Source organism: Methylobacterium durans, from assembly GCF_003173715.1.
Taxonomy (GTDB): Bacteria; Pseudomonadota; Alphaproteobacteria; order Rhizobiales; family Beijerinckiaceae; genus Methylobacterium; species Methylobacterium durans.
In genome coordinates this window covers 488,192-509,080 of the sequence record NZ_CP029550.1, presented here as the reverse complement: position 1 = coordinate 509,080, position 20,889 = coordinate 488,192, and the positions used below count along the sequence as shown (strand labels likewise).

Sequence of the window (20,889 nt, the reverse complement as noted above, 5' to 3'; positions counted from 1 at the left end):
AGATCCTCAGCCGGCGATCTGGGCAAGCCTCTGCGGCTCGACGATGACGATGCGGGTCCGTCCGAGTTGCACGAGGCCCCGCTTGCGCCAAGCTGCGAGCACCCGGCTCACCGTGAAGTAGGTGACGCCCGTCATCTCGGCGATGTCCTTGCGTGTGACTGGAAACGACACCTCCACACCGGCTGGACAGGCGCGTCCGATCTGGTCGGCCAAGCGCAGGAGGATGCCGGCGATCCGCGCTTCGACGCACTTGTCCTTCATGTCCGACACCCGGTCGACCATTTCCCGGCCCGGTCACCGACAGTGCGCAGGGCGTTGTTCGCAACGGCGGGATAGCGGCTGAGGAGGTCGAAAATCTGCCCGGCTCCCCAGCAGAGTACACTGGTCGGTTTGAGAGCGGTCGCGGTCGCAGGAAAGGGGAATTGCTGGAAGACCGCCACGCAGCCGACGAGATCGCCTGGTCCCGTGAACCTGAGCGTGGTCTGTCCTCCTTCCGGATTGACCCGAGAGAGCTTGACGAGGCCGTAGTTGACTTGAAAGAGCTGGGCCGGAGCGTCTCCTTGGTGGAAGAGCGTCGCTCCTTCCGCGAACAGTCGGTGCGAGGCCGCGTCCAGCAGTGCGTCGGCCTGTTCGCGGTCGAGGCCAGCGAATAGCGCACCCGCCCCTGGCCTCATCCAATGCGTCACCTGATCCATCGTGCTCACTTGCTCAGGACCCGAAGCAGGCACTTCGGCCGAGCCGATCAGCCGTCGAAATCTTCTGAAGGGCCCCGGTGGGATCTGTTCCGAACGAGCTGCAGGCTCATTGATCTCGCTCAAACGGGGCGGATTTCCATAATGCAGGTTCGACAAGGCCGAGGAGTGAGCCTGTTTCGCCACTGCAGGACGGTTGTTTGCGCACGCGCAAAGATCATCTCGACCCTTCAGGTATGATCTCCCAAACCCGAGCACCTGCATGCAGGCAACGACAAGGAGATCGCGACGGTGAAGACAAGCGCACGGCTGCTTCCCGCCTCCCGGTTCATCCTACGTCGTTCCGCGACCTGCATGCTTTCAAACGCGACGGTCTCGCGGCATCCTGTGGGAGCACACCCGATCGCAGCCGGATGCGCTGCGGACATGAGGCGACGCGGAGGCTCCCGACCGGGCCGGGATCGCTTGGATTGCTTCATCCGGCTCGCCTGCGGCCGATCGCGCGAGGTGCCGCATCCTTCGTGCGCTTCTTCCGATGGTCCGGACCTGCATGGCCGCGCCTGCCGATACCGAGCATCGGCGACACGCCGTACCGGGGCATGACTGATGGCAGAGCAGCCGGCCGCTCGGATCGAACCCCTGGGGCGCAGCACCCCTGCGCAGCCAAGCCGGACGCGTGAAATCCTGACCTTTCTGGTCCTCGCCGTCCTGATCTGGCCGTTCATCGCGATCGGAGTGGTGGCCGGATGGGGCTTCCTGGTCTGGATATACTACGCGTTCACCGGTCCGCCGGGACCCGTCTAGGAGGCGAGGATGCGTGAACCGAGTTCGTGGTCCCGCCGGGATCTCCTGTCCGGCCGTCCGGCCGCGAGCGCCGCGCCCGCCGACGAACACCACGTCACCGGGCTGATCGTCCATGCACGGCCCGAGCATCTTTCAGAGGTCCTGGCCGTCCTCCGGGTCATCCCCGGCTTGGACGTCCACGGCGACAGCCCCACCGGGAAGATCGTCGTAACGTTGGAGACCCGGAGTCAGGACGACGTCGTGCAGCGGCTCGGCGAGATCGGGGAACTCCCCGGCGTTCTCTCGACCGCCCTTGTCTACCACCGATTCGGATAGGCGTGGTGCCGACCGGACGCACCTCTGCCCTTTGAGGAGACGACCATGGACGTGTCCCGCCGAACCCTGCTCAAGGCGCAGGCCGCAGCCGCGGCCGCGGCGGTCGCAGGCGTCGACCTGCCGGCGCGTGCACAGAATCTTCCGGCGGGTGAAGACATAACCCTCAAGTGGTCCAAGGCACCGTGCAGGTTCTGCGGCACCGGCTGCGGCGTGATGGTCGGGGTGAAGGACGGGCGCGTCGTGGCGACCCACGGCGACATGCAGGCCGAGGTCAACCGAGGCCTCAACTGCGTGAAAGGCTACTTTCTCTCGAAGATTATGTACGGCGCCGACCGCCTCACCCGCCCGCTAATGCGGGTGCGTGACGGGAAATTCGACAAGAGCGCGGAGCTGCAGCCCGTCTCCTGGGACCAAGCTTTTGATGAGATGGCGCGGCAGTGGAAGCGCGTCCTGCGCGAGAAGGGCCCCAAAGCCGTTGGCATGTTCGGCTCAGGCCAGTGGACCATCTTCGAGGGCTACGCCGCGACAAAACTCATGCGGGCTGGCTTCCGCTCGAACAATCTTGATCCGAATGCCCGCCACTGTATGGCGTCGGCCGCGGTTGGCTTCATCCGCACCTTCGGCATGGACGAGCCGATGGGCTGCTACGACGATTTTGAGCATGCCGACGCCTTCGTGCTCTGGGGCTCGAACATGGCGGAGATGCACCCGATCCTGTGGACGCGGGTCATCGACCGGCGGCTGAGCGCACCGCATGTTCGGATCGCGACCCTTTCGACCTACGAGCACCGCACCACCGACCTGTCGGATCAATCCCTGATCTTCAAGCCGGGCACCGATCTCGCCATCCTCAACTTCGTGGCGAACCACATCATCCAAACGGGCGCGGTGAACCAGGAATTCATCGACCAGCACGTCAACTTCCGGATCGCCAACACTGACATCGGCTACGGCCTGCGTCCCGAGCACGTGCTGGAACAGCGCGCGGCCCACGCCAATGAGGCAGCGGTCTCACAGCCGTCCGACTTCGGGGCCTATGCCCGAATGGTGAGCGACTACACGCTCGAGAAGACGGCCGACCTGACCGGAGTGTCCAAGGAGCGCCTGCTGACCTTAGCGAAGCTGTACGCGGATCCGAACATCAAAGTAATGTCCCTCTGGACGATGGGTTTCAATCAACACGTGCGCGGCGTCTGGGCGAACCACCTCGTCTACAACATCCACCTGCTGACCGGGAAGATCGCCGAGCCCGGCAACAGCCCGTTCTCACTGACGGGCCAACCTTCGGCCTGTGGCACCGCCCGCGAGGTCGGAACCTTCGCGCACCGGCTGCCGGCAGACATGCAAGTCAACAATCCCGAGCATCGCAAGCACGCCGAGGAGATCTGGAAGCTGCCGCCGGGTCTGTTGAACGGCGAGATCGGTTACCACGCCGTGCAGCAGGACCGCATGCTCCGGGACGGCAAACTCAATGCCTACTGGATCATGTGCAACAACAATCTGCAGACGGCGCCCAATACCAACAACGAAACTTATCCAGGTTACCGTAACCCGGCGAACTTCGTCGTCTGCTCCGACCCCTATCCGACGGTCACGGCGATGGCCGCCGACCTCGTTCTACCCACGGCCATGTGGGTCGAGAAGGAGGGGGCCTACGGCAACGCCGAGCGCCGTACCCACATGTGGCGTCAACTCGTCAACGCGCCTGGCGAGGCCCGCTCCGACCTGTGGCAGCTGATGGAGTTCTCCAAGCGCTTCACCACCGACGAGGTCTGGGCTCCGGAGACGCTGGCCGCCCATCCCGAGTACAAGGGTAGATCCCTGTTCGACGTGCTGTGGCGCAATGGCGAGGTCGACCGTTTCGGACTCGACAGTTTGGCGGCCGGCTACGACAACGCCGAGTCGAAGCATTTCGGCTTCCACGTCCAGAAGGGTCTGTTCGAGGAGTACGCCTCGTTTGGGCGCGGACATGGCCACGATCTCGCGCCGTTCGAGCGCTACCACGAGGTCCGCGGCCTACGTTGGCCTGTCGTCGAGGGCAAGGAGACGCGCTGGCGCTACCGGGAAGGCCACGACCCCTACGTGGAGAAGGGGACGGGCTGGCAGTTCTACGGGAATCCCGACAAGCGGGCCGTCGTCATGGCTGCGCCATACGAGCCGCCGGCCGAGGTGCCAGACCAGGAGTTCGACCTGTGGCTCGTCACCGGCCGGGTCCTGGAGCATTGGCATTCCGGCTCGATGACCATGCGAGTCCCCGAGCTCTACCGTGCCTTTACCGGCGCGGTGATGTTCATGCATCCAGACGACGCGCAGCAGCGCGGCCTGCGACGGGGCCAAGAGGTGCGGATTGTGTCCCGCCGGGGCGAAATCCGCTCCCGCATCGAGACGCGCGGGCGCAACAAGATGCCCCCGGGCGCATCTTCGTGCCCTTCTTCGATGCGAGCCAACTGATCAACAAGGCCACCCTGGACGCGACGGACCCCATCTCGAAGCAGACCGACTTCAAGAAATGTGCGGTCAAGGTGATTGGTATCGCCACGGCAGAACGAGGCGTGGAATGATGCGCCCCTATCTGCTCTCAGGACTTGCCTGTGCAGCGTGCCTCGCGGCGGGCGCGTTGCTCGCTCAGGAAGCTCCGCGGCTGACCGGGCCCGAACCCTTCACGCGGGAGACCCCGGCCCCTCCGATGCAGCGGCAGGTCACGGACGACGTTCGGCGCATGCGGAACTACCCGGACCAACCGCCGCTCATTCCGCACGCAATCGAGGGATATGCCCTCGACCTCAATGCCAACAAGTGCCTGTCCTGCCATGCCCGGAAGTTCACCGAGCAATCGCAGGCACCGATGATCAGCGTCACCCACTACCAGGACCGAGACGGCAACACGCTCGGAGGGGTGTCCCCGCGCCGCTATTCCTGCCTTGCCTGCCACGTGCCGCAGACGGGCGCCAAACCGCTCGTTCCCAACACCTTCGTCGACATGGACGCGCTCGTCGAGCGCGAGCCGCGGAGACGCTGACATGGCGGCGATCGCACGAGCGTGGTCATGGTTCTGGCTGAATCCCTGGGTGCGCACGGCCGTCCGTCCGCCTGTCACGCTCTCTCTTGCATTTCTGACGCTGGGAGGCTTCGTCGCCGGCGTTCTGTTCTGGGGCGGCTTCAACACCGTCCTGGAGGCCACCAACACGGAGAAATTCTGCACCTCGTGTCATGAAATGAAGGCGAACGTCTTCGAAGAGCTCAAGGGCACGGTGCATTATGCCAACCGATCGGGCGTGCGCGCCACTTGTCCCGATTGTCATGTCCCGCATCAGTGGACAGACAAGATCGCGCGCAAGATGCAGGCCTCGAAGGAGGTGTGGGGCCACATCTTCGGCTCGATCGACACCCGCGACAAGTTTCTGGACCTGCGTCGACATCTCGCCGAGCACGAATGGGCGCGCATGAAGGCCAATGACTCGCTGGAGTGCCGCAACTGCCACAGTGCGCAATCGATGGACGTGGCGAAGCAGAATCCCGGGCGGCGGCGGCGCACGAGAAGCATCTCTTCACGGGCGAGAAGACTTGCATCGATTGCCACAAAGGCATCGCCCACAAGCTGCCCAACATGCAGGGGGTCCCGGGATGGCAGTGATCGGGCGCCGTGCGTTCCTAGCTGTCCTTGTCTCCTGGGCCGCGCAACCGGGCAGAGCCCGTGCGGATGAAGCCGGAAGACGCTTTATCGAGGCGGCCTATGCGTCGGCTGTCTTCCAGGCCCGCATCTCCGAAATCGCGGCGGCCAAGGACCCGCGTCCTAATATCAAGGCGCTGGCGGAACGCGTCCGAGACTTTCGCGCCGCGCAACTGCCGGAACTTGCCCGACTGGCAAAGACATCCGGCATCGAGTTGCACGATACGCTGGATCTTGAGTTGCGAAGCATCGTCGAAAACATCGAGCCTTTGGACTATCTCGCGCTTTCTCGGCGCTATGCCGAGGTCGAGACCCAGGCGCTCGAAAAGGAGATCGCCGCCTACGAGGATGCCGTTCGATCCGGACCGCAACCGGTGCGGGACTACGCCTCAGCAACGGCGGAGAAGCTGCGCGAGCTCGGCAAGACGGCGAAGGAGGAACTCGCCGCGGTTGGTCCCTGATAGCGCGTCCATCCACCACTGACGCCTTGATCCAGGCCGCAGCAGAACTGCGCGCGGCTCGCGAGCTTCCAGAAGGAAGGTCTCCGGACTTGTTGCGACCGCGTCTGTGAGCGACCTCCCGCCCCGTCCCTTACAATCCTTCGACGCTCCAGACCGTATGCGGGCTTCGGACTACCTGGACGCGCTTGAGCTACATCAAGGCGCCACCTTCCTCCGAACCTTAGCGACGATCCGGCGCTCGGTGCGACATGGACCTGCGCTGCCGAAGAGGAAGCCGCATGAGAGACGAACTCAGGGCTCGCTATGGGGACGAGCGACTGCCGCGCTACACGAGCTACCCTGCGAGCCCGCATTTCAGCGGGGACGTGACGTCAGCCGTCTACGCCAGCTGGTTGTCCGCGCTCCCACAAAGGGCCGACGCTTCACTCTACCTGCACGTGCCGTTCTGCCGATCGATGTGCTGGTATTGCGGCTGCCACACTACGATCACGCAACATGACGCTCCCATCGACGCCTACTTGACGGCGTTGCGACGCGAGATCGACCTCGTCGCCACGCGCCTCGTCCACCCACTCCAAGTACGGCATGTCCATTTCGGGGGAGGCACTCCCACCATCATGGCGCCGGATGCCTTTGGTGACCTCGTCGCCCTGCTACGGTCTCGCTTTGTCGTAGCGTCGGATGCCGAAGTTGCCGTCGAGATTGATCCGCGCACACTTTCACCGGAGATGTCGAAGGCGATCGGCGAAGCTGGCGTGACCCGCGTCAGCCTCGGTGTCCAAAGCTTCGATCCGTCGGTCCAGCGGGCAATCCGCAGGGAGCAGAGCTTCGATCGGACTGCTCAGGCCGTGGACCACCTTCGAACTGCAGGCGTCGACGGCATCAACCTGGATCTCATCTACGGCCTTCCGCACCAGACGGTCGCCTCCTGCGTCGAGACCATCCGGCTCTGCCTCAAATTGCTTCCCGACCGCTTCGCAGTGTTCGGGTATGCCCACGTGCCCACGTTCAAGAAGCACCAGCGCCGGATCGACGAAGGCGCATTGCCGGACGGTGGGACACGGCAGGCTCAGGCGGACGCCATCGCCACGGTCCTCCTGGCCGCTGGCTATCGCCGGATCGGGCTCGACCACTACGCCCGTCCCGAGGATGCCATGGCGCGCGCCCAGAACGATGGAACGCTGCGCCGGAACTTCCAAGGCTACACGACGGATCCGAGCGACGTGCTCCTCGGGTTCGGAGCATCCGCGATCGGCAGGTTGCCTCAGGGCTACGTGCAGAACGAGACCGCAATCCGGTCATACGCGGAGCGCGTCGCACTGGGCGAGTTGGCGGCAGTCAAGGGCTACGCTCTGACCGGCGACGATCGCCTCCGCGCCGAACTGATCGAGCGGGTGATGTGCGACTTCGCGGTAGACGTCGGGCGGGTCTGCCGGGCGCACGGCCGGAGCCCGGGAGAGATCCTCCATGCGGCGCCCCGACTGACCAACCTCGAAGCGGACGGCCTCGTGCGCATCAAGGGCAATGTCGTTAGCGTTCCAAGGGAGGCGCGGCCGTTCGTCAGGAGTGTTGCAGCTGCGTTCGATGCCTATCTCGGCACCTCGGGACGTACCCACAGCCGCGCCGTCTAGGCGCCAGGTACTCTGCCGCGCTTCGGTCTTCGGTTGCCGGTCCTGCGCACTTCGGTCACTCGATTTTACGAGTTTGCCGCTAGGGGGTGGGTCGGCCTATTTTCTCGGCGACCCGGATTGTGGGGCGGAGGGACTTTTGGATCACGCAACGGCACCGGGAGCGGGAAGGGCCTCCGCTCCAGCCACAGGCAGCCATGTGCCGGAGGGTGCCTTGGAGATGGCGCTGGCCACCCTCGATCGCGAAGGGCGCATCACTGGCTGGTATCCCGGACGGTCGCACATCAGCCGCTGGAGCGAGTCCGAGCTTCTCGGACGGCACATCTCGGTCTTCTTCTCCTCAGACGATCTTGAGGCCGGCACGCCGGAACGGATCCTCGCCGAGGCGCGCGAAAGCGGCCGCTACGAAGAGGAGGGTCTCAGCAAGAGGGCTGATGGAAGGTCGTACCGCGCCAAGGTTCTCGTCGTTCCGGTGCGTGATGGGGCAGGGGCGATCGTCGGCTATACGCAAGCGATCTGGGGTTTGTCGGACCGGAACGCAGCCGAGGAAGCGTTGCGCACCAGCGAGGCGCATCTGCGCTCCATCCTGGAGACTGTGCCGGATGCGATGATCGTCATCGATGAGGAGGCGCGCATTCAGTCATTCAGTGCGACGGCGGTGCGCCAGTTCGGATATGAGCCAGACGAAGTCGTCGGCAGAAATGTCAGCATGCTTATGCCGGAGCCCTATAGGAGTCAGCACGACGGCTACATGGCGCGTTATCTCAAGACTGGAGAGCGTCGGATCATCGGCATCGGCCGCGTCGTGGTCGGGCTGCGCCGGGATGGTTCGACCTTCCCGATGGAATTGTCGGTGGGCGAGATGCGCTCAGGCGGCGTGCGCTACTTCACAGGATTCATCCGCGATCTGACGGAGCGGCAGAAGACGGAGACCCGCTTGCAGGAACTGCAGGCCGAACTGGTGCATATGTCGCGGTTCACTGCCCTCGGAGAGATGGCTTCGACGCTCGCACACGAGATCAACCAGCCGCTGACCGCGATCGCAAGCTACCTCAAGGGATGCCGGCGGCTGCTCGGCCGCATGAAGGGTGCCGAGGTTGCGATGCTGTCGGACGCAGTCAACCAAGCCGCGGAGCAGGCTCTGCGTGCAGGACAGGTGATCCGGCACCTGCGCGAGTTCGTCTCGAGGGGGAGGGCGAGCGCCACATCGAGAATCTACCCAAGCTGATCGAAGAGGCCAGCGCGTTGGCTCTCGTCGGCGCGAAGGAGAAGGGAGTGCGGGTGGGCTTCGCCTTCGATCCCGACGCGCCGCTCGTGGTTGCTGACCGCATTCAAGTGCAGCAGGTGCTTCTGAACCTCATCCGCAACGCGATCGAGGCGATGCACGAGGCGCCTCGACGCGAACTCCACATCGCCACGCATGCCCGTCCGGCGGATGCCCTCGTAGAGGTGTGCGTCTCGGACACTGGTACCGGGATCGCGCCGGAGATCGCGGCCCAGCTCTTCCAACCCTTCGTGACGACGAAGGCCCACGGAATGGGTGTGGGTCTTTCCATTTGTCGCACCATCGTAGAAGCGCATGGCGGCAAGATCTGGGTGGAGCGCGGCCCGGGAAGCGGAACGCTCTTCCATTTCACCTTGCGGACGGTCGACCGGAGGGAGATGACCGATGTCGAGTGAGCCCGTCGTTCATGTCGTGGACGACGACCTCGCGGTCCGGCAGTCGCTGGCCTTCCTGCTCGCTTCGGACGGGTTGCCAGTGCGGCTTCACGAGTCGGCTATCGCCTACCTGGAAGCCGTTACGGATGTGCCGGGCTGCATCGTGACGGACGTGCGGATGCCAGGCCTCGACGGCATTGCCTTCCTCCGCCAGCTTCGAGAACGAGGGTGTGGGACTCCCGTAATCGTGATGACCGGGCATGCGGACGTCCCTCTGGCCGTCGAGGCGATGAAGGAAGGCGCCGTCGACTTCATTGAGAAGCCGTTCGACGACGAAATCTTCCTGACTGCCGTCCGCTCGGCCATGCGCAGCGGCGAGCTGCGCACCGGCCAGGATGCGCAACTGTCCGCGATCCAGAACCGCCTTGCCGCGCTTTCCGAACGGGAGCGCCAGGTGCTGGATGGCCTTGTTGCCGGCAAGGCCAACAAGGCCATCGGCTTCGATCTCGGCATTAGCCCGCGGACGATCGAGATCTACCGCGCGAACGTCATGGCCAAGATGCATGCCGGCAGCCTCTCGGAACTCGTGCGGATGACCCTGACGGCCGGCAAAGTCTAGGGTCGGCCGCCGCAGCCGAGGATCCTACTCCGCTTGCAGCCCCTCGCCCGGGCGCCACGCGTCCGGCGGGATCATGCCCGGCGCCACGTAGGCAAAGTAGAGCGCGTCGAGCTGCGTCCAGAGGACGTTGCACTTGAAGGTCAGCGCCGCCATCGCCTGCCTCTGCAGGGCCGGGGTGGTGGCGTGCTGCTTCACGTAGTCGAGGGCGAAGTCCGCGTCGCGCGGCGCCTGGGTGAGGCGCTTGTCGAAATAGGCGAGCGTGTCCTTGGTGATGAAGTCGTAGTTCTTCAGCATCCCGGCGACGCGCTCGGAGATGATGGTCGGCGAGAACATCTCCGTGAGCGAGGAGGCGATCGCCTCGAGGAGCGAGCGCTCGGAGACGAAGTGCACGTAGGCGTCCACCGAGAAGCGGGTCGCCGAGAGGATGCCCCGCGTCGAGAGCACGTAGTCGCGGTCGAAGCCGACGCCCTCGGTGAGCTTCAGCCAGCGCTCGATGCCGCCGTCGCCCGGATGGTCGCCGTCGTGGTCGACGATACGCTGGCGCCAGACCCGGCGCAGGGAGGCGTCCGTCATCCGGGCGAGCACGGCGGCATCCTTCACCGGGATCATCGCCTGGTAATAGTAGCGGTTCAGCGCCCAGGCCCGGACCTGATCCTTGTTCAACTTGCCATCGTGAAGCAGACGATGGAACGGGTGCAAGTTGTGGTAGCGCCGGGCACCGATGTCGCGGAGGGCCGCCTCCAGTTCCTCGGGGCTGAGCAGCCGCTGGTTCTCGTCGGCAGCGGGGGTCGGGAAGGCTGCGGTCATGGCGAATTCCGGTTCGATCGGTGGGCAGAGCCAAGTGCATCCGGATGCAAACATGCCTTGATTCAGATCAAGGTGGTTGGCCTGCCGCAGTCTAGGAGAACCATAGTCCGAGGGATGGTCTTCCGCTCGCATCCTGCGTGATCGGGCGACGTGATGTCGAGGAACCGTCCCGGCCAAGCGTCTGCTCGGCCGCCAGCTCGGCAAGATGTCCGGAGCGCATGAACCGGAGGAACAGCATGTCCAGACGTTCCGTCGCCGATCTGCTCGCGGGCCGCCCGCTCCAACGCGTCAGCGGCACTCACACGGTCGCGGCGGCCTGCCACCGGATCCGCGAAAAGGGGGTCGGCGCCCTCGCCGTGTTCGACGGCACGAGGCTCGTCGGCATCCTCAACGAGCGCGACATCGCGCTCCGCGTCATCGCCGACCATCGCGATCCGATGCTTACCCTCGTCCGCGACGTGATGACCCGGAACCCGGCAACCATTCCTGCTACCGCCGATGCGCAGGATGCCTTCGCGCGGATGCTGCAGGGCCACTGCCGCCATCTGCCTGTGCCATCTGCCTGTGAAGGACGGCGAGGAAGTAGTCGGCATGCTCTCGATCCGCGACCTTCCGCTCGGTAGACGCGAGCCAGTCGATGATGCCCTGAACGAGCGCATCACTCCGGCTTTGGGGTGATACTCCTCGGCGGACGCGCTTCAGGCCACTTGAGGCAGATCAAGGTATCCTCCCCGGGTTCCGCGTAGACGAAGGGCAACCGAGGATCCATCGTTGCCATGACCACCTTCAAGGGACCGGTCCTCGTCGTCGACGACGACGAGGCGGTGCGCGACTCGCTGAGGTTCGTGTTAGAGCTAGAGGGGCTCGATGTACGTCTCTACGAGAACGGCGCGAAGTTGCTCGACGAGCCGGTGCTGCCAGGGAGTGGCTGTCTCGTCGTCGACTATCAGATGCCAGGCATGGACGGTGTCGAGCTGATCGACAGGTTGCGCAGTCGGCACGTGGAGCTTCCCGCCATCCTCATCACTGGCAAGGGCTCGCGGGCGCTTCGCGCGCGTGCGACCGATGCCGGCTTCCGCCTTGTCGTCGAAAAGCCTTTCGAGGACGGATCGCTTCTGGAAGGCATTCGGGATGCCTTGAGGTCCGGAAGTCGAATGGGCGGTCTCACGCCTACGTAGAATCCCTTAGGGGGATCATCTGAATTTCTTGGGTCCCAAGTAGGACGTATCGAAGAGCCCACGTCACCGACGCCGAGGCTCCCATGCAGACCGTCCTTGCCACCGCCGGCCTTCTTCCCGCTCTTGGAGGCGCTCTTCCGGACGCCGCGTTCTCTCCGCGGCAGACGCCGGAGCCGAAGGCGGGATCGCGGCGCGCGTTCACAGCGGACGAAGAGATCTTCGCCGAAGGCGACCGGATCGCCTTCTTCTACAAGGTCGCGTCGGGCGCGGTCCGGACCTACAAGCTTCTGAGCGACGGACGTCGGCAGATCGACGCCTTCCACCTGCCCGGGGATATCTTCGGGGTCGAAGCGGGGGAGGAGCACCGGTTCAGTGCCGAAGCCGTGACCGACACGAAACTGATCATCTACCGTGCGAGCGACCGGAGCACGTTAGCGGGTGACGGGGGTTGCCTCGCCCGTGAGGTTGTCGGCGCACTATTGCGCGGGCTCGAGCGCGCTCAGGACCACATGATGCTTCTTGGGCGGAAGTCGGCCAGGGAGAGGATCGCAAGCTTCCTGATCGGCCTGTCCGAACGGATGACGGGAGAGGAAAGCATCAACCTGCCGATGTCGCGGGCCGACATCGCCGACCATCTCGGCCTCACCATCGAGAGCGTGTCTCGCTCGCTGACGCAACTCGAGCGCGAGGGTGTCATCGCGTTGCCAACCAACCGCCGCTCGGTCATCCTACGCAACCCGGCTGCCCTCCGTCGCCTCGACGCCTGAAGTTCCAGCTGTGGCCTTCCGACACAGGACCGTCTGACGCCGTCGCGAGACGGGGAGGGTCCCCTGCACAGTCGCCAGCCGCCTCAAGGTGTGTTGTAGGGAGGCCTCGAGAGCGAGCGACGAGGAGCTTGCCCACCGCACTGCTGAAGTTGCCGAAATGGACGAGCGGATCCCGCATGCATCAGTCGGGATCGTGGTCGAGGACGGCTGGGTGTTTCTAACGGCAGCGTGCCCAGTGAACACCAGAAGGCAGTCCTGGATCGTGCAGTTATTCGATTACCTGGCGTACGTGGGATCGTAAATCTGCTCGGCATCCGGCCCCTGGCTTGCGAGGAGGTCAGATCGGCCATCCTCGGTGCTCTGAAGCGCTCCGTTGGCAATACAGGTAACGTCCGCGTCCGTGTGAGCGGTGATACGGTGACGCTCGACGGCTGCGTCGATCTTTGGAATGAACGCGAGGTCGTCGAACGTGCTGCGGGAGGCGTTCCGGGAGTGCGCACCGTAGAGGACCATCTCACGCTCGTCTGATCCAGGATAGCTTAGACGGGGCGGAAGCCGAGACTGCGAAGATGCAGGTCGCGGCCCGACCGAAGCGCAGCATGATGCTTGGCCCAGCGGTGCGGCGTGGCGGCCGCAGGATGTTTCAAGAAATTGATTGCTGGCGTTCTCACGTCGGCACGGGCCGGCGAGAAACGCGCGATATCCGAGCTTGGCTGAGAGTCGCGCCTGCCTTCTCACGCCGGCCGCCCTCAGGCGTTGCCTTCGGCGGCACGCCTGCTTGCGGCGAAGGCCCGGAAGTCTCTCAGTTCGCGGAAAGACTCTCAAGCTTCGCCAAATCGAGGAGCCGGACGCCACCGGGGACGAGGAGAACGGCATGCTGCCTGTCGAGACGCGTCAGCATGCGGCTGACCGTCTCGATGGTGAGACCGAGATGGTCCGCCATGTCCTGCCGGCCCATCGGCAGTTCCAAGGTGACCGACGTGCGCCCCGTGCGGGCGTAGCGCTCGCGCAGGGAAAGCAAGAAGCTCGCAACCTTCTCCTCGGCCGTACGGCGCCCGAGCAGCAGCATCTGATCCTGCGCCAGCGTAAGCTCGTATCCGGCCCGATCGTGCAGACTCCTGAGAAGATGTGGCTTCGCTTGGACGAGCCCCGTAAATGCTCTGCGCTCGAAACGGCAGGTCTTCAACGAAGTCAGTGCCTCGGCGGAAACCGAGAAGCGGTCCTGGAGGGCAAGCCCAAGAAAATCGCCGGGAAGCGCGAAGCCCATCACTTGCCGGCGCCCGTCCGGCAACAGCCGAGTGAGGCGCAAGGCGCCCTCGATCACGTTGTAGACATAGCCTGCTGGTTCGTCCTGTCCGAAGAGGGCGTGCCCCTTTTCGAGAACGAGGTGCTGACTGAGCGACTCGAGTTCCTCCAGCTCGGGTAGTGTCAGGACGCTGCAGACGCTGATCGGGCGGACCTTACAATCGGCGCAGCCGCCCTCGGATTGCCGGTGGTGACAGACGTGTCGGGGACTTTCCTGCAAACCTGTGTCGACCAGCATACCAAGCCTCCCGCGACGAGCCGGCAGCGTCTCGGAACCGCAGCCGGCATTTTGCGACAGTGGCCAAGATGGAGGTTGGCGACCCACATACATTGATCCAGCGCAATCGACGTGCGTCAGGGACGAACGCCAGCTCGCCACCGACCTTGACGATCCGCGCTGGACCAAGCTGTGTCCGACCAAGCTTGCGAAAAAACGGAACAGCGAAGAGCAGGCGGAAGCCCTTCAGCTTTGCCGCCGGCCGACCCTCGATCTGCGCCGGTCCCACGCCCGGGGACGCGAAGCTGACTCCTCACCCTTGTGCGTCGGACAGAGGATTCAGAACGTCCCCACTGTCCCGCCGATGCGTTGGAAACGGGCCACGGTGCGAAGGCCAGCCCAAAGCTCGACAATTTCGTCTTCGTCTTCGTCGGCTAGTCCGCGCGCCATCATCCAAGCCTCCTCCTCGGTCGCGGCCTCAAGTGGAATCATCCCAAGTATGCGCCCGTTTCGGGCAACGAAGAACGCACGGTAGGTCTCCGTTGTGGACGGGTGGAAGTGCAGAGGATCTACAGTTCGGTAAATCGGGATTTCGGTCATCATGGCATGCGATACCGATTCTGACGTGAAAACGCTCATCCCTGATTCAGCCGGCGGGAATGCTGAGTAGCCTTCGATTGGCGTCAGCATTCCCGGGTCACGCATGAGCGGCTTTGATCTAGGTCATGGGTCCTGGACCAGCAACGCAGGCCCGACCACCCGGTGGCCGATTGCCGGACGAGCGATCGGACATGCACCGCTAGGGTCCAACTTTTTCCACAAGGTGCATGAGACGTTGCGCGTTCGGGCAGAAGCGCTGGTAGGTCACCGCAGCAGTTCCGGCTGCGAGTTCATGGTCGCACCGGGTGCGCTGAGTACAACCAACACACGTAGTCTCAAGCTCGTGCATGGTCTCGGGCAACTCACGGCAAATGGCCGCTGGGTCGAGATCAAGCTGCTTGAGCAGCTGCACGAGGCTGCGAACCTTGGTGATCTCGTACGGGGAGAGTGCGCGAGGCCCGGAGGCGTACGCCTCCAGCATCGTATCCATGAACTCGCTGTCGATGCTCCTCAGCTCCTGAGCGACGTCCAGCAAATGGCCCCAATCACCCAGGGGGATGAAGAGCCCATCGAACAAGGTGCCAGGAACTGGTTTGCCGGAACGTGACGTCATAGCCGCCTCCTCGATGGATACGGCTTGGGTCACCTCAGCCCGAGTGTCGTTGATGCAGCTCAAGGACATCCTTGTGCGGAGCATCGGCATCGCTGGGCACCTCCGACTCCTGCCCAGCTTGCCTCGGTCCTACAGCAGCGAAGTGTTGTTGATCTGCTGACTGACGCCCCGGTCATTTGGGGGCCCAGCGGATGTTCCGCTTCCGGCGTGCAGCATCACGGTACGTGCGGCTTAAGCGTTGCGGGACTGCCGCTCTGGCGCCCGCAGCCAGCTCCAGGCTGCACACACGCGCAAACCCACCCGAGACGGGCAGGGCCGCGCAGGAGTAGATCGGATCTGAGTGAACTCAAGTAGCTCGTACACTCGCGAGGAAACAGGTCATTTCGGTGCTGAGGCTCTCGGACTGGCGCGATGGCGCGGAGGCAGAGGCCTGCACCTGAGAAGCCGCTGCCCTCGTCTCTCCAGCCGCTCCCGCCACCCCGCGATGTTGTGCGTCACCTCACCCGTACCCGCCGCAGCTTGGTTGACGTCGCGCACCGTCCCTCTCCACTGCCGCGCCCTTCGCCTTGGTGACCAGTGGTGACACGGCTGCAGCTCCCGGTCGGTACGGTAGACTGCGCACTCGCTGAATTTGTTGCAGCGCAAAAACTGGCGGCGTAATTTACTGCGATGCAACGGACCGAGTGCCTGCGGCTGCGTAGCAGTGCTGACCTCTGCGACTCTGCTGCGACGGAGCTGGCCGCCGCGGCGGCCCACCTCGAACTCCGAAGTGATGTCGCCGCCGTGCAAACCCTTCGTGAGCATGCCCGCTGGCATCGGGTCGAAGCCATTTGCCTGCGGGCGTGTGCTGCTGGGCTCGCACGCCCCGTCCGCGGACGAGCAGAACGGAGATAGATCAGTGCCCCGCTACTACCTGGACCTTCACGACGAGCAGTCCACCACGCGCGACACGGTTGGCATCGAGTGCGCTGATGGGGATGCGGTCGGCGTCATGGCCAACAGGCTGCTGGCAGAGGTCGCAGCCCACGAGCCGATCATCGCCGGCCAGAAGACGCTTCTTGCAAGCGTGCGGGACGAAGCTGGACACGTAGTCTACGCGTCCACGCTGAACCTGACCGGCACCCGAGTTCAGATTCCCGCCAAGGTCCCACCCACTCAGGTCATCCTGCAAGTCGCCTGATACTCAGCAAGCGGGCCGAGGAGAGCTCCCTGACCCGCTGCGCACCGTGTGGCGTGCGAAACTGCGCATCGAGGCGGAGGCACGCTGCTCTGCGGTGCCGCGGGCCGCAGTGAGGGTGATTCTGAGCGTCAGCGGAGCGGCATCGACGAGCCGCTCGAGGAGCCCGGTCACCTTCGTTAGCAGCCTTTGCAGATGCCGCCCATGCCCCGCCTCATCTGCGCGTCCCAGGCCCTGTCGCGCTCCGCAGCCTTCTTCTCGGTCTCGGCGATTCTCGCTCTGGCGGCCGCTTCTTCCTGAGCCTTCCGCTCAGCCTCGGCTTTGGCCTTCTTCTTCGCCGCAGCCTCGTCCTTCGCCTTCGCGATCTCGGCCTTGGTGATGTCGATTGGCTTCACGTCGTTGGCCTTGATCCGCTCGTTGAAGCGCCTCTCGGCTTCTACCGCGCGGGCTCTCGCCTCCGTCTTGGCATCCGCTTTCGCCTTGGCTTCGGTTGCTGGGTCAGGTTTCGGAGGCTGGAGATCATGGGGCACAACACCTTGAACGGGTGGGACGGCAATAGGCTTCTCGGGCTGCGCTGAGGCGGACAGACCCATCAGGCTGAGGCTGGCTGCAAGACTGAGTGAGACAGTACGAACCATGGGGTCCTATCCCTGGCCGGCCCGCTGCTCGAGCGCGTGAAGCCGCTCCTCAAGGTTCTTGATGGTCGCGACGTACAGGTCGAGCACGTTGCCGAGGGCCGTTGCCTCGGCGCTTGGCAGGCGGCCACCGATCGCCCGTTTGACCTCGTCGGCCAGCTTCTCGGCATCGGTGTGGGCGGTGCGCTCTGCCATGTTGGCCTCCCAACATCCCCAAGGAAATTGTCGAGGGTCTGTAGCTTGATCCTAATTCTCGAGAACGTAGGTTCCCGGTGCATCCACCAGCGGTGGGTGCTGCGCGCTGCCTAGAGGTGGCGGTTTGCCCTTCCTGCCGGAACGGGCGGACAGCCACGACACCCAATCCGGCCACCAGCTGCCCGCGTGGCGCGCGGCGCCCTGCAGCCACTCCTCGGGGCTGCTTGCGGCAGCACCGTCCTCACGCGTGCGGTAGGCGCCCTTGCCGCCCGGCGGGTTGATGATCCCGGCAACGTGCCCGCTGGAGGCGAGCACGTATCGGACCGACCCGCCGAACAACTGCGTGATGCGCCAAGCCGAGTCCCACGGCACGATGTGGTCCTTCTCGCACCCCACCGCGTAAGCATCCTGGTGGATGCGGCCGAGATCGATCGCTTCGCCCTTCAGCCGGATCTTGCCGGGCTTGATCAGGTTGTTCTCGACATAGGTGTTGCGCAGGTACCAGCTGTGCGCAGCTCGCGTCATGCGCGTGCCGTCGCTGTTCCAGTACAGAAGATCAAAGGCGGGCGGCTTGTTGCCGAGCAGGTAGTTGTTGACCACATTCGCCCAGATCAGGTCGTTCGACCGCAACAGGCTGAACATGTTGCTCATCTCGCGGCTGTCGAGGTAGCCCCGCTCCATCATCTGCTGCTCGATGAGATCGAGCGTCGGCTCGCCCATGAACACAGCCGTATCGCCGATGTGCGAGAAATCCTGCGGCGAGACCATGAAGCTTGCCGCGTTGAAGCGCTTGTCTCCCTTGGCCGCAAGAACGGCCAGGGTCAGCGTCAGGAGAACGCCACCGATGCAATAGCCCATGGCGTTGACACTCGGGCTGCCGGTGATCGCGCAGGCCACATCGCTGGCTTCCAGCGGCCCCAGGTCGATGTAGTCCTCGATGCCGATGGCATCCATCGACGCGTCAGGGTTCTTCCAAGAGACCACGAAGACTGTGAAGCCCTGCTCGACCAGGTAGCGGATCATGCTGTTCTTCGGCCGCATGTCGAGAATGTAGTACTTGTTGATCCATGGCGGCAGGATCAGCAGCGGCGTGCGGTGAACCTGCTCCGTCGTCGGCGTGTACTGGATTAGCTCCATCAGCTTGTTGCGGTGGACCACTTTGCCCGGCGTGAGAGCCAGGTTGCGTCCGGGTGCAAACGCGCTCGCGTCGACCATGCTGAGGCGACCCGCTGCAAGGTCGGCGAGGAGGTTTCGAGTGCCGTCCGCCAGGCTGGCGCCGCCCGTCTCGACCGCTTTGCGCAGAGCAACCGGATTGGACATCAGCATCAGGCTGGGGCTCATCGCGTCCACGAACTGACGCAGATGGAAGTTGACGCGCTGCCGCTCCCCTTCCTCCATGTCGGCTGCCTCGCTCTGCTCCAGCAGCCAATCGGAGGCGAGCAGATACAGCTCCTTCAGCGCCAGGTAGGCCGGGTTCGTGCGCCACTCGGGTGCGGCGAACCGCTTGTCGCCCGAGGACGCCCCCGGTTCCTCATCCTTCGCCAAGCCGAACAGGCCGAGCCAACTCTGTCCCGCCTCCTGCCAGACACTGAGGAGCGAGCCCCAGAGCGCTTGGTTGAAGTCGATGAGCGACAGGGTAGCGTTCGGCTTTCCGGCGGAGCGCAGCCAGACGATGCGCAAGGCTCGGGCGATCTCGGCCCAGTCCACGGGCACGACCTCGCGCAGCGGATTCGCGTTCCAGATCTGATCGATGGAGCGAAGCAGCGGACCGTCCGAAAGGCTCTTGCTCAGCTGTTCGGGGCTGCTTGGAAGGACCGGAAGGCCGAGCGTGGTGGGCGCGTCCTGCCATTGTGGCCAGGCGATACTCGGCGCGGCCTGAGGCGAAGCGGAGAGTTGCTCCATCCAAGCAGCCCAGAAGCCCAGCATTTGGTCTGGGCTCTGTAAGCCTTTGCTGGTGCCATCATCACCAGCTGCAGTCGTCTGCGTGTTTTTGCTCTGACCCGCCTGAGCTAGAGCAGATCCCGCGCCGCTTGAGACGGGTTGGCGGCTGGCACGTTGACGGGTGAAGGAGCTTGCCCATGCCTTCACCGTTGTCTGTGGACCTGCGCGAGCGTGTCGTGGCTGCCGTGGCGGCGGGTGCCTCCTGCCGTCGCGTCGCCGCTCGCTTCGGGGTCAGCGTGTCGAGCGCCAGCCGCTGGTCGGAGCGCTTCCGCAATGAGGGCCAACTCGCCTCCAAGCCGATGGGCGGCGATCACACCTCGAAGCGGATTGAGGCGCATGCCGCGCTCATCCTGGCGACCTCGAAGCAGGAGCCGCGCCTCTTCCTGCGTGAGCTGCGCGACCGACTGGCCGAGCAGGGCGTGCAGACCAGCACGAGCGGGTTGTCACGCTTCTTCCAGCGGCACGGGATCAGCTGGAAAAAGGGGCGACGCACGCAGCTGAGCAGGAGCGCGCGGACGTAAGAGCGGCCCGCGAGGCGTGGTTCGAGGCCCAGCCCGAGCTCGACCCGGACCGGCTGGTGTTCTTGGACGAGACCGCGGCTGCCACCAACATGGCGCGACGCTACGGTTGGGCCCCGCGCGGCGAGCGCTGCCGGCTCGCAGCGCCGTGGGGGCATTACAAAACCACCACCATCACCGCCGCCCTGCGCACGAGTGGGCTGTGCGCCACCGCGCTTCTTGACGGTCCCACCAACGGCAGGCGCTTTCGCAGCTACGTCACCGAGACCCTAATCCCGGTGCTGCAGCCGGGCGACATCGTCGTCATGGACAACCTGCCAGCCCACAAGGTCGCCGGCGTGCAGGCCGCGATCGAGGCCACAGGGGCCAGGCTCATGTACCTGCCGTCCTACAGCCCCGATCTCAACCCGATCGAGCAGGCCTTCGCCAAGCTCAAGGCCCTGTTGCGCAGCGCAGCAGCCCGCACCATCCCGGATCTCTGGGCAGCGATCCGGCAGGCCCTCTCGTGCTTCACCCCGCAGGAGTGCCGCAACTACCTCGCCGCAGCCGGCTACGAAGACGACTTGGCCGTCGCTACCTGACCGGGAACAGCTCTAGATTGGTCCGTCCTGCCGACCTGGCCGTATCCTGTGGCGGCCTCACGCCGACCACGAACAGAAGAGCGGCCCCCGCGATGTGGCATCAATGCCGGTCATTGACCGACCCGATTACAGAAGCTTGTTATCGTCCGTAGCTCGTCCGTTGCAACACGAGTCGGCCGCGACCCAGACACATGCTCGATCCAGCTGCCGGGCTGTCATCTTATCGGTGCACGAGCCTCGATGGGGCGGGATCCAGTTCGGCATGCCCGGCGTTAAAACGCGCCACGGGCTCAGGGGAGGACGTATCTACTCAGATCTGGAGCTCGCGCGGCAAGCCTGGGACCGCGCCAAGGACATGGTGCAGCAACTCGAGAGTCGACCTCCAGACAACCCTGAGGAGGAATCCCGCCACCAAGCCGAGCTGCATCTCGCTCGCCTACGTGCCTACATGGCTCAAGGCCGCGTCATTGCCCTGCAGAGGGGCTGCCCAGCGCACCGGGCGTGCGA

21 protein-coding genes and 3 pseudogenes are annotated in these 20,889 nt (G+C 64.5%); 15 read left to right on the top strand and 9 right to left on the bottom strand.

The window, feature by feature from the left end:
* Window positions 1-6: 6 nt before the first annotated feature.
* Together DK389_RS33755 and DK389_RS33750 are read right to left on the bottom strand one after the other, a co-directional pair.
* On the bottom strand, window positions 7-261 hold the full coding sequence (locus DK389_RS33755) for a Crp/Fnr family transcriptional regulator (protein WP_236960539.1): 255 nt from the start codon (window positions 259-261) through the stop codon (window positions 7-9).
* Window positions 258-818, bottom strand: a complete 561-nt coding sequence (locus DK389_RS33750) for a Crp/Fnr family transcriptional regulator (RefSeq protein ID WP_236960537.1) — start codon at window positions 816-818, stop codon at window positions 258-260. Before DK389_RS33750 ends, DK389_RS33755 begins: the two co-directional genes overlap by 4 nt.
* A 480-nt stretch (window positions 819-1,298) precedes the next feature.
* Between DK389_RS33750 and DK389_RS02295 the strand changes: the two genes are divergently transcribed.
* From DK389_RS02295 to fixJ, 9 genes and pseudogenes are all read left to right on the top strand, one after another.
* Entirely contained in the window at window positions 1,299-1,496 is a 198-nt protein-coding gene (locus tag DK389_RS02295; RefSeq protein WP_109887257.1) for a periplasmic nitrate reductase, NapE protein, read from the top strand.
* A gap of 9 nt (window positions 1,497-1,505) precedes the next feature.
* Window positions 1,506-1,811, top strand: coding sequence for a chaperone NapD (locus DK389_RS02290; protein WP_109887256.1), 306 nt, complete (start codon window positions 1,506-1,508; stop codon window positions 1,809-1,811).
* A gap of 45 nt (window positions 1,812-1,856) precedes the next feature.
* Window positions 1,857-4,372, top strand: a pseudogene (napA, locus tag DK389_RS02285) (periplasmic nitrate reductase subunit alpha).
* Entirely contained in the window at window positions 4,372-4,830 is a 459-nt protein-coding gene (locus DK389_RS02280) for a nitrate reductase cytochrome c-type subunit (protein ID WP_109895944.1), read from the top strand. Before napA ends, DK389_RS02280 begins: the two are co-directional and overlap by 1 nt.
* A gap of 1 nt (window position 4,831) precedes the next feature.
* Window positions 4,832-5,515: a NapC/NirT family cytochrome c gene (locus DK389_RS02275; RefSeq protein WP_472436459.1), complete on the top strand. Its 684-nt coding sequence runs from the start codon at window positions 4,832-4,834 to the stop codon at window positions 5,513-5,515.
* Window positions 5,436-5,942: a DUF4142 domain-containing protein gene (locus DK389_RS02270; RefSeq protein ID WP_109887255.1), complete on the top strand. Its 507-nt coding sequence runs from the start codon at window positions 5,436-5,438 to the stop codon at window positions 5,940-5,942. Before DK389_RS02275 ends, DK389_RS02270 begins: the two co-directional genes overlap by 80 nt.
* Before the next feature lie 278 nt (window positions 5,943-6,220).
* Window positions 6,221-7,573 carry an oxygen-independent coproporphyrinogen III oxidase gene (hemN, locus tag DK389_RS02265; RefSeq protein WP_109887253.1) on the top strand — a complete coding sequence of 451 codons (1,353 nt, stop codon included), beginning with the start codon at window positions 6,221-6,223 and terminating at the stop codon, window positions 7,571-7,573.
* Window positions 7,574-7,709: 136 nt separating this feature from the next.
* Window positions 7,710-9,250 (top strand): annotated as a pseudogene (locus DK389_RS02260) (PAS domain-containing sensor histidine kinase).
* Entirely contained in the window at window positions 9,240-9,848 is a 609-nt protein-coding gene (fixJ, locus tag DK389_RS02255) for a response regulator FixJ (RefSeq protein ID WP_109887251.1), read from the top strand. The pseudogene DK389_RS02260 and the gene fixJ overlap by 11 nt, the downstream one beginning before the upstream one ends.
* 27 nt (window positions 9,849-9,875) lie before the next feature.
* On the opposite strand, the pseudogene pqqC reads toward fixJ, so the two are convergent.
* Window positions 9,876-10,655: pseudogene (gene pqqC / locus DK389_RS02250) on the bottom strand (pyrroloquinoline-quinone synthase PqqC); the annotation flags it as partial.
* Window positions 10,656-10,891: 236 nt separating this feature from the next.
* Here pqqC and DK389_RS02245 point away from each other — a divergent pair.
* The 4 genes from DK389_RS02245 (at window position 10,892) to DK389_RS35435 (ending at window position 13,128) form a co-directional block, all read left to right on the top strand.
* Window positions 10,892-11,278: a CBS domain-containing protein gene (locus DK389_RS02245; protein WP_236960536.1), complete on the top strand. Its 387-nt coding sequence runs from the start codon at window positions 10,892-10,894 to the stop codon at window positions 11,276-11,278.
* A gap of 153 nt (window positions 11,279-11,431) precedes the next feature.
* Window positions 11,432-11,833, top strand: coding sequence for a response regulator transcription factor (locus DK389_RS02240; protein ID WP_109887247.1), 402 nt, complete (start codon window positions 11,432-11,434; stop codon window positions 11,831-11,833).
* Between the two features lie 83 nt (window positions 11,834-11,916).
* Complete coding sequence (locus DK389_RS02235) at window positions 11,917-12,600, top strand: helix-turn-helix domain-containing protein (protein WP_109887245.1); 684 nt, start codon at window positions 11,917-11,919, stop codon at window positions 12,598-12,600.
* A 228-nt stretch (window positions 12,601-12,828) separates the two neighbouring features.
* Complete coding sequence (locus DK389_RS35435) at window positions 12,829-13,128, top strand: BON domain-containing protein (RefSeq protein ID WP_162560448.1); 300 nt, start codon at window positions 12,829-12,831, stop codon at window positions 13,126-13,128.
* 274 nt (window positions 13,129-13,402) lie between these two features.
* Here DK389_RS35435 and DK389_RS02225 read toward each other — a convergent pair whose 3' ends face one another.
* The 3 genes from DK389_RS02225 to DK389_RS02215 all read right to left on the bottom strand — a co-directional run bounded on the left by DK389_RS02225 (window position 13,403) and on the right by DK389_RS02215 (window position 15,335).
* Window positions 13,403-14,143, bottom strand: a complete 741-nt coding sequence (locus DK389_RS02225; protein WP_109887241.1) for a helix-turn-helix domain-containing protein — start codon at window positions 14,141-14,143, stop codon at window positions 13,403-13,405.
* 318 nt (window positions 14,144-14,461) lie between these two features.
* On the bottom strand, window positions 14,462-14,812 hold the full coding sequence (locus DK389_RS02220) for a hypothetical protein (RefSeq protein ID WP_162560447.1): 351 nt from the start codon (window positions 14,810-14,812) through the stop codon (window positions 14,462-14,464).
* 109 nt (window positions 14,813-14,921) lie between these two features.
* Window positions 14,922-15,335, bottom strand: a complete 414-nt coding sequence (locus DK389_RS02215) for a heavy-metal resistance (RefSeq protein ID WP_109895942.1) — start codon at window positions 15,333-15,335, stop codon at window positions 14,922-14,924.
* Between the two features lie 898 nt (window positions 15,336-16,233).
* Here DK389_RS02215 and DK389_RS02205 point away from each other — a divergent pair.
* Window positions 16,234-16,515 carry a DUF6894 family protein gene (locus DK389_RS02205; RefSeq protein WP_109887237.1) on the top strand — a complete coding sequence of 94 codons (282 nt, stop codon included), beginning with the start codon at window positions 16,234-16,236 and terminating at the stop codon, window positions 16,513-16,515.
* 176 nt (window positions 16,516-16,691) lie between these two features.
* On the opposite strand, the gene DK389_RS02200 is transcribed toward DK389_RS02205, so the two are convergent.
* Genes DK389_RS02200 through DK389_RS02190 form a run of 3 tightly spaced genes read right to left on the bottom strand, consistent with a single transcriptional unit; the run spans window position 16,692 to window position 19,268 of the window.
* Window positions 16,692-17,105, bottom strand: coding sequence for a hypothetical protein (locus DK389_RS02200; RefSeq protein ID WP_162560446.1), 414 nt, complete (start codon window positions 17,103-17,105; stop codon window positions 16,692-16,694).
* A 51-nt stretch (window positions 17,106-17,156) separates the two neighbouring features.
* Window positions 17,157-17,342 carry a hypothetical protein gene (locus DK389_RS02195; RefSeq protein WP_109887233.1) on the bottom strand — a complete coding sequence of 62 codons (186 nt, stop codon included), beginning with the start codon at window positions 17,340-17,342 and terminating at the stop codon, window positions 17,157-17,159.
* 51 nt (window positions 17,343-17,393) lie between these two features.
* A complete protein-coding gene (locus DK389_RS02190) occupies window positions 17,394-19,268 on the bottom strand; it encodes a PHA/PHB synthase family protein (protein WP_109887232.1) in 1,875 nt (624 codons plus the stop codon).
* A 152-nt stretch (window positions 19,269-19,420) separates the two neighbouring features.
* Here DK389_RS02190 and DK389_RS02185 point away from each other — a divergent pair.
* Window positions 19,421-20,382, top strand: a protein-coding gene (locus tag DK389_RS02185; protein ID WP_109887230.1) for an IS630 family transposase whose coding sequence is annotated in 2 segments (ribosomal slippage) — window positions 19,421-19,769 and window positions 19,769-20,382 — 963 coding nt in all. Because the reading frame shifts where the segments join, the coding sequence is not laid out codon by codon here.
* Window positions 20,383-20,889: the final 507 nt, after the last annotated feature.

Excerpts from the sequence above, each read along its gene's own strand:
- DK389_RS33755 (WP_236960539.1), bottom strand. The coding sequence starts at position 261 with ATGAAGGACAAGTGCGTCGAAGCGCGGATCGCCGGCATCCTCCTGCGC.
- DK389_RS02295 (WP_109887257.1), top strand. The coding sequence starts at position 1,299 with ATGGCAGAGCAGCCGGCCGCTCGGATCGAACCCCTGGGGCGCAGCACC.
- DK389_RS02290 (WP_109887256.1), top strand. The coding sequence starts at position 1,506 with ATGCGTGAACCGAGTTCGTGGTCCCGCCGGGATCTCCTGTCCGGCCGT.
- DK389_RS02280 (WP_109895944.1), top strand. The coding sequence starts at position 4,372 with ATGCGCCCCTATCTGCTCTCAGGACTTGCCTGTGCAGCGTGCCTCGCG.
- DK389_RS02275 (WP_472436459.1), top strand. The coding sequence starts at position 4,832 with ATGGCGGCGATCGCACGAGCGTGGTCATGGTTCTGGCTGAATCCCTGG.
- DK389_RS02270 (WP_109887255.1), top strand. The coding sequence starts at position 5,436 with ATGGCAGTGATCGGGCGCCGTGCGTTCCTAGCTGTCCTTGTCTCCTGG.
- hemN (WP_109887253.1), top strand. The coding sequence starts at position 6,221 with ATGAGAGACGAACTCAGGGCTCGCTATGGGGACGAGCGACTGCCGCGC.
- fixJ (WP_109887251.1), top strand. The coding sequence starts at position 9,240 with ATGTCGAGTGAGCCCGTCGTTCATGTCGTGGACGACGACCTCGCGGTC.
- DK389_RS02245 (WP_236960536.1), top strand. The coding sequence starts at position 10,892 with ATGTCCAGACGTTCCGTCGCCGATCTGCTCGCGGGCCGCCCGCTCCAA.
- DK389_RS02240 (WP_109887247.1), top strand. The coding sequence starts at position 11,432 with ATGACCACCTTCAAGGGACCGGTCCTCGTCGTCGACGACGACGAGGCG.
- DK389_RS02235 (WP_109887245.1), top strand. The coding sequence starts at position 11,917 with ATGCAGACCGTCCTTGCCACCGCCGGCCTTCTTCCCGCTCTTGGAGGC.
- DK389_RS02225 (WP_109887241.1), bottom strand. The coding sequence starts at position 14,143 with ATGCTGGTCGACACAGGTTTGCAGGAAAGTCCCCGACACGTCTGTCAC.
- DK389_RS02220 (WP_162560447.1), bottom strand. The coding sequence starts at position 14,812 with ATGCTGACGCCAATCGAAGGCTACTCAGCATTCCCGCCGGCTGAATCA.
- DK389_RS02215 (WP_109895942.1), bottom strand. The coding sequence starts at position 15,335 with ATGACGTCACGTTCCGGCAAACCAGTTCCTGGCACCTTGTTCGATGGG.
- DK389_RS02200 (WP_162560446.1), bottom strand. The coding sequence starts at position 17,105 with ATGGGTCTGTCCGCCTCAGCGCAGCCCGAGAAGCCTATTGCCGTCCCA.
- DK389_RS02195 (WP_109887233.1), bottom strand. The coding sequence starts at position 17,342 with ATGGCAGAGCGCACCGCCCACACCGATGCCGAGAAGCTGGCCGACGAG.
- DK389_RS02190 (WP_109887232.1), bottom strand. The coding sequence starts at position 19,268 with ATGCTGGGCTTCTGGGCTGCTTGGATGGAGCAACTCTCCGCTTCGCCT.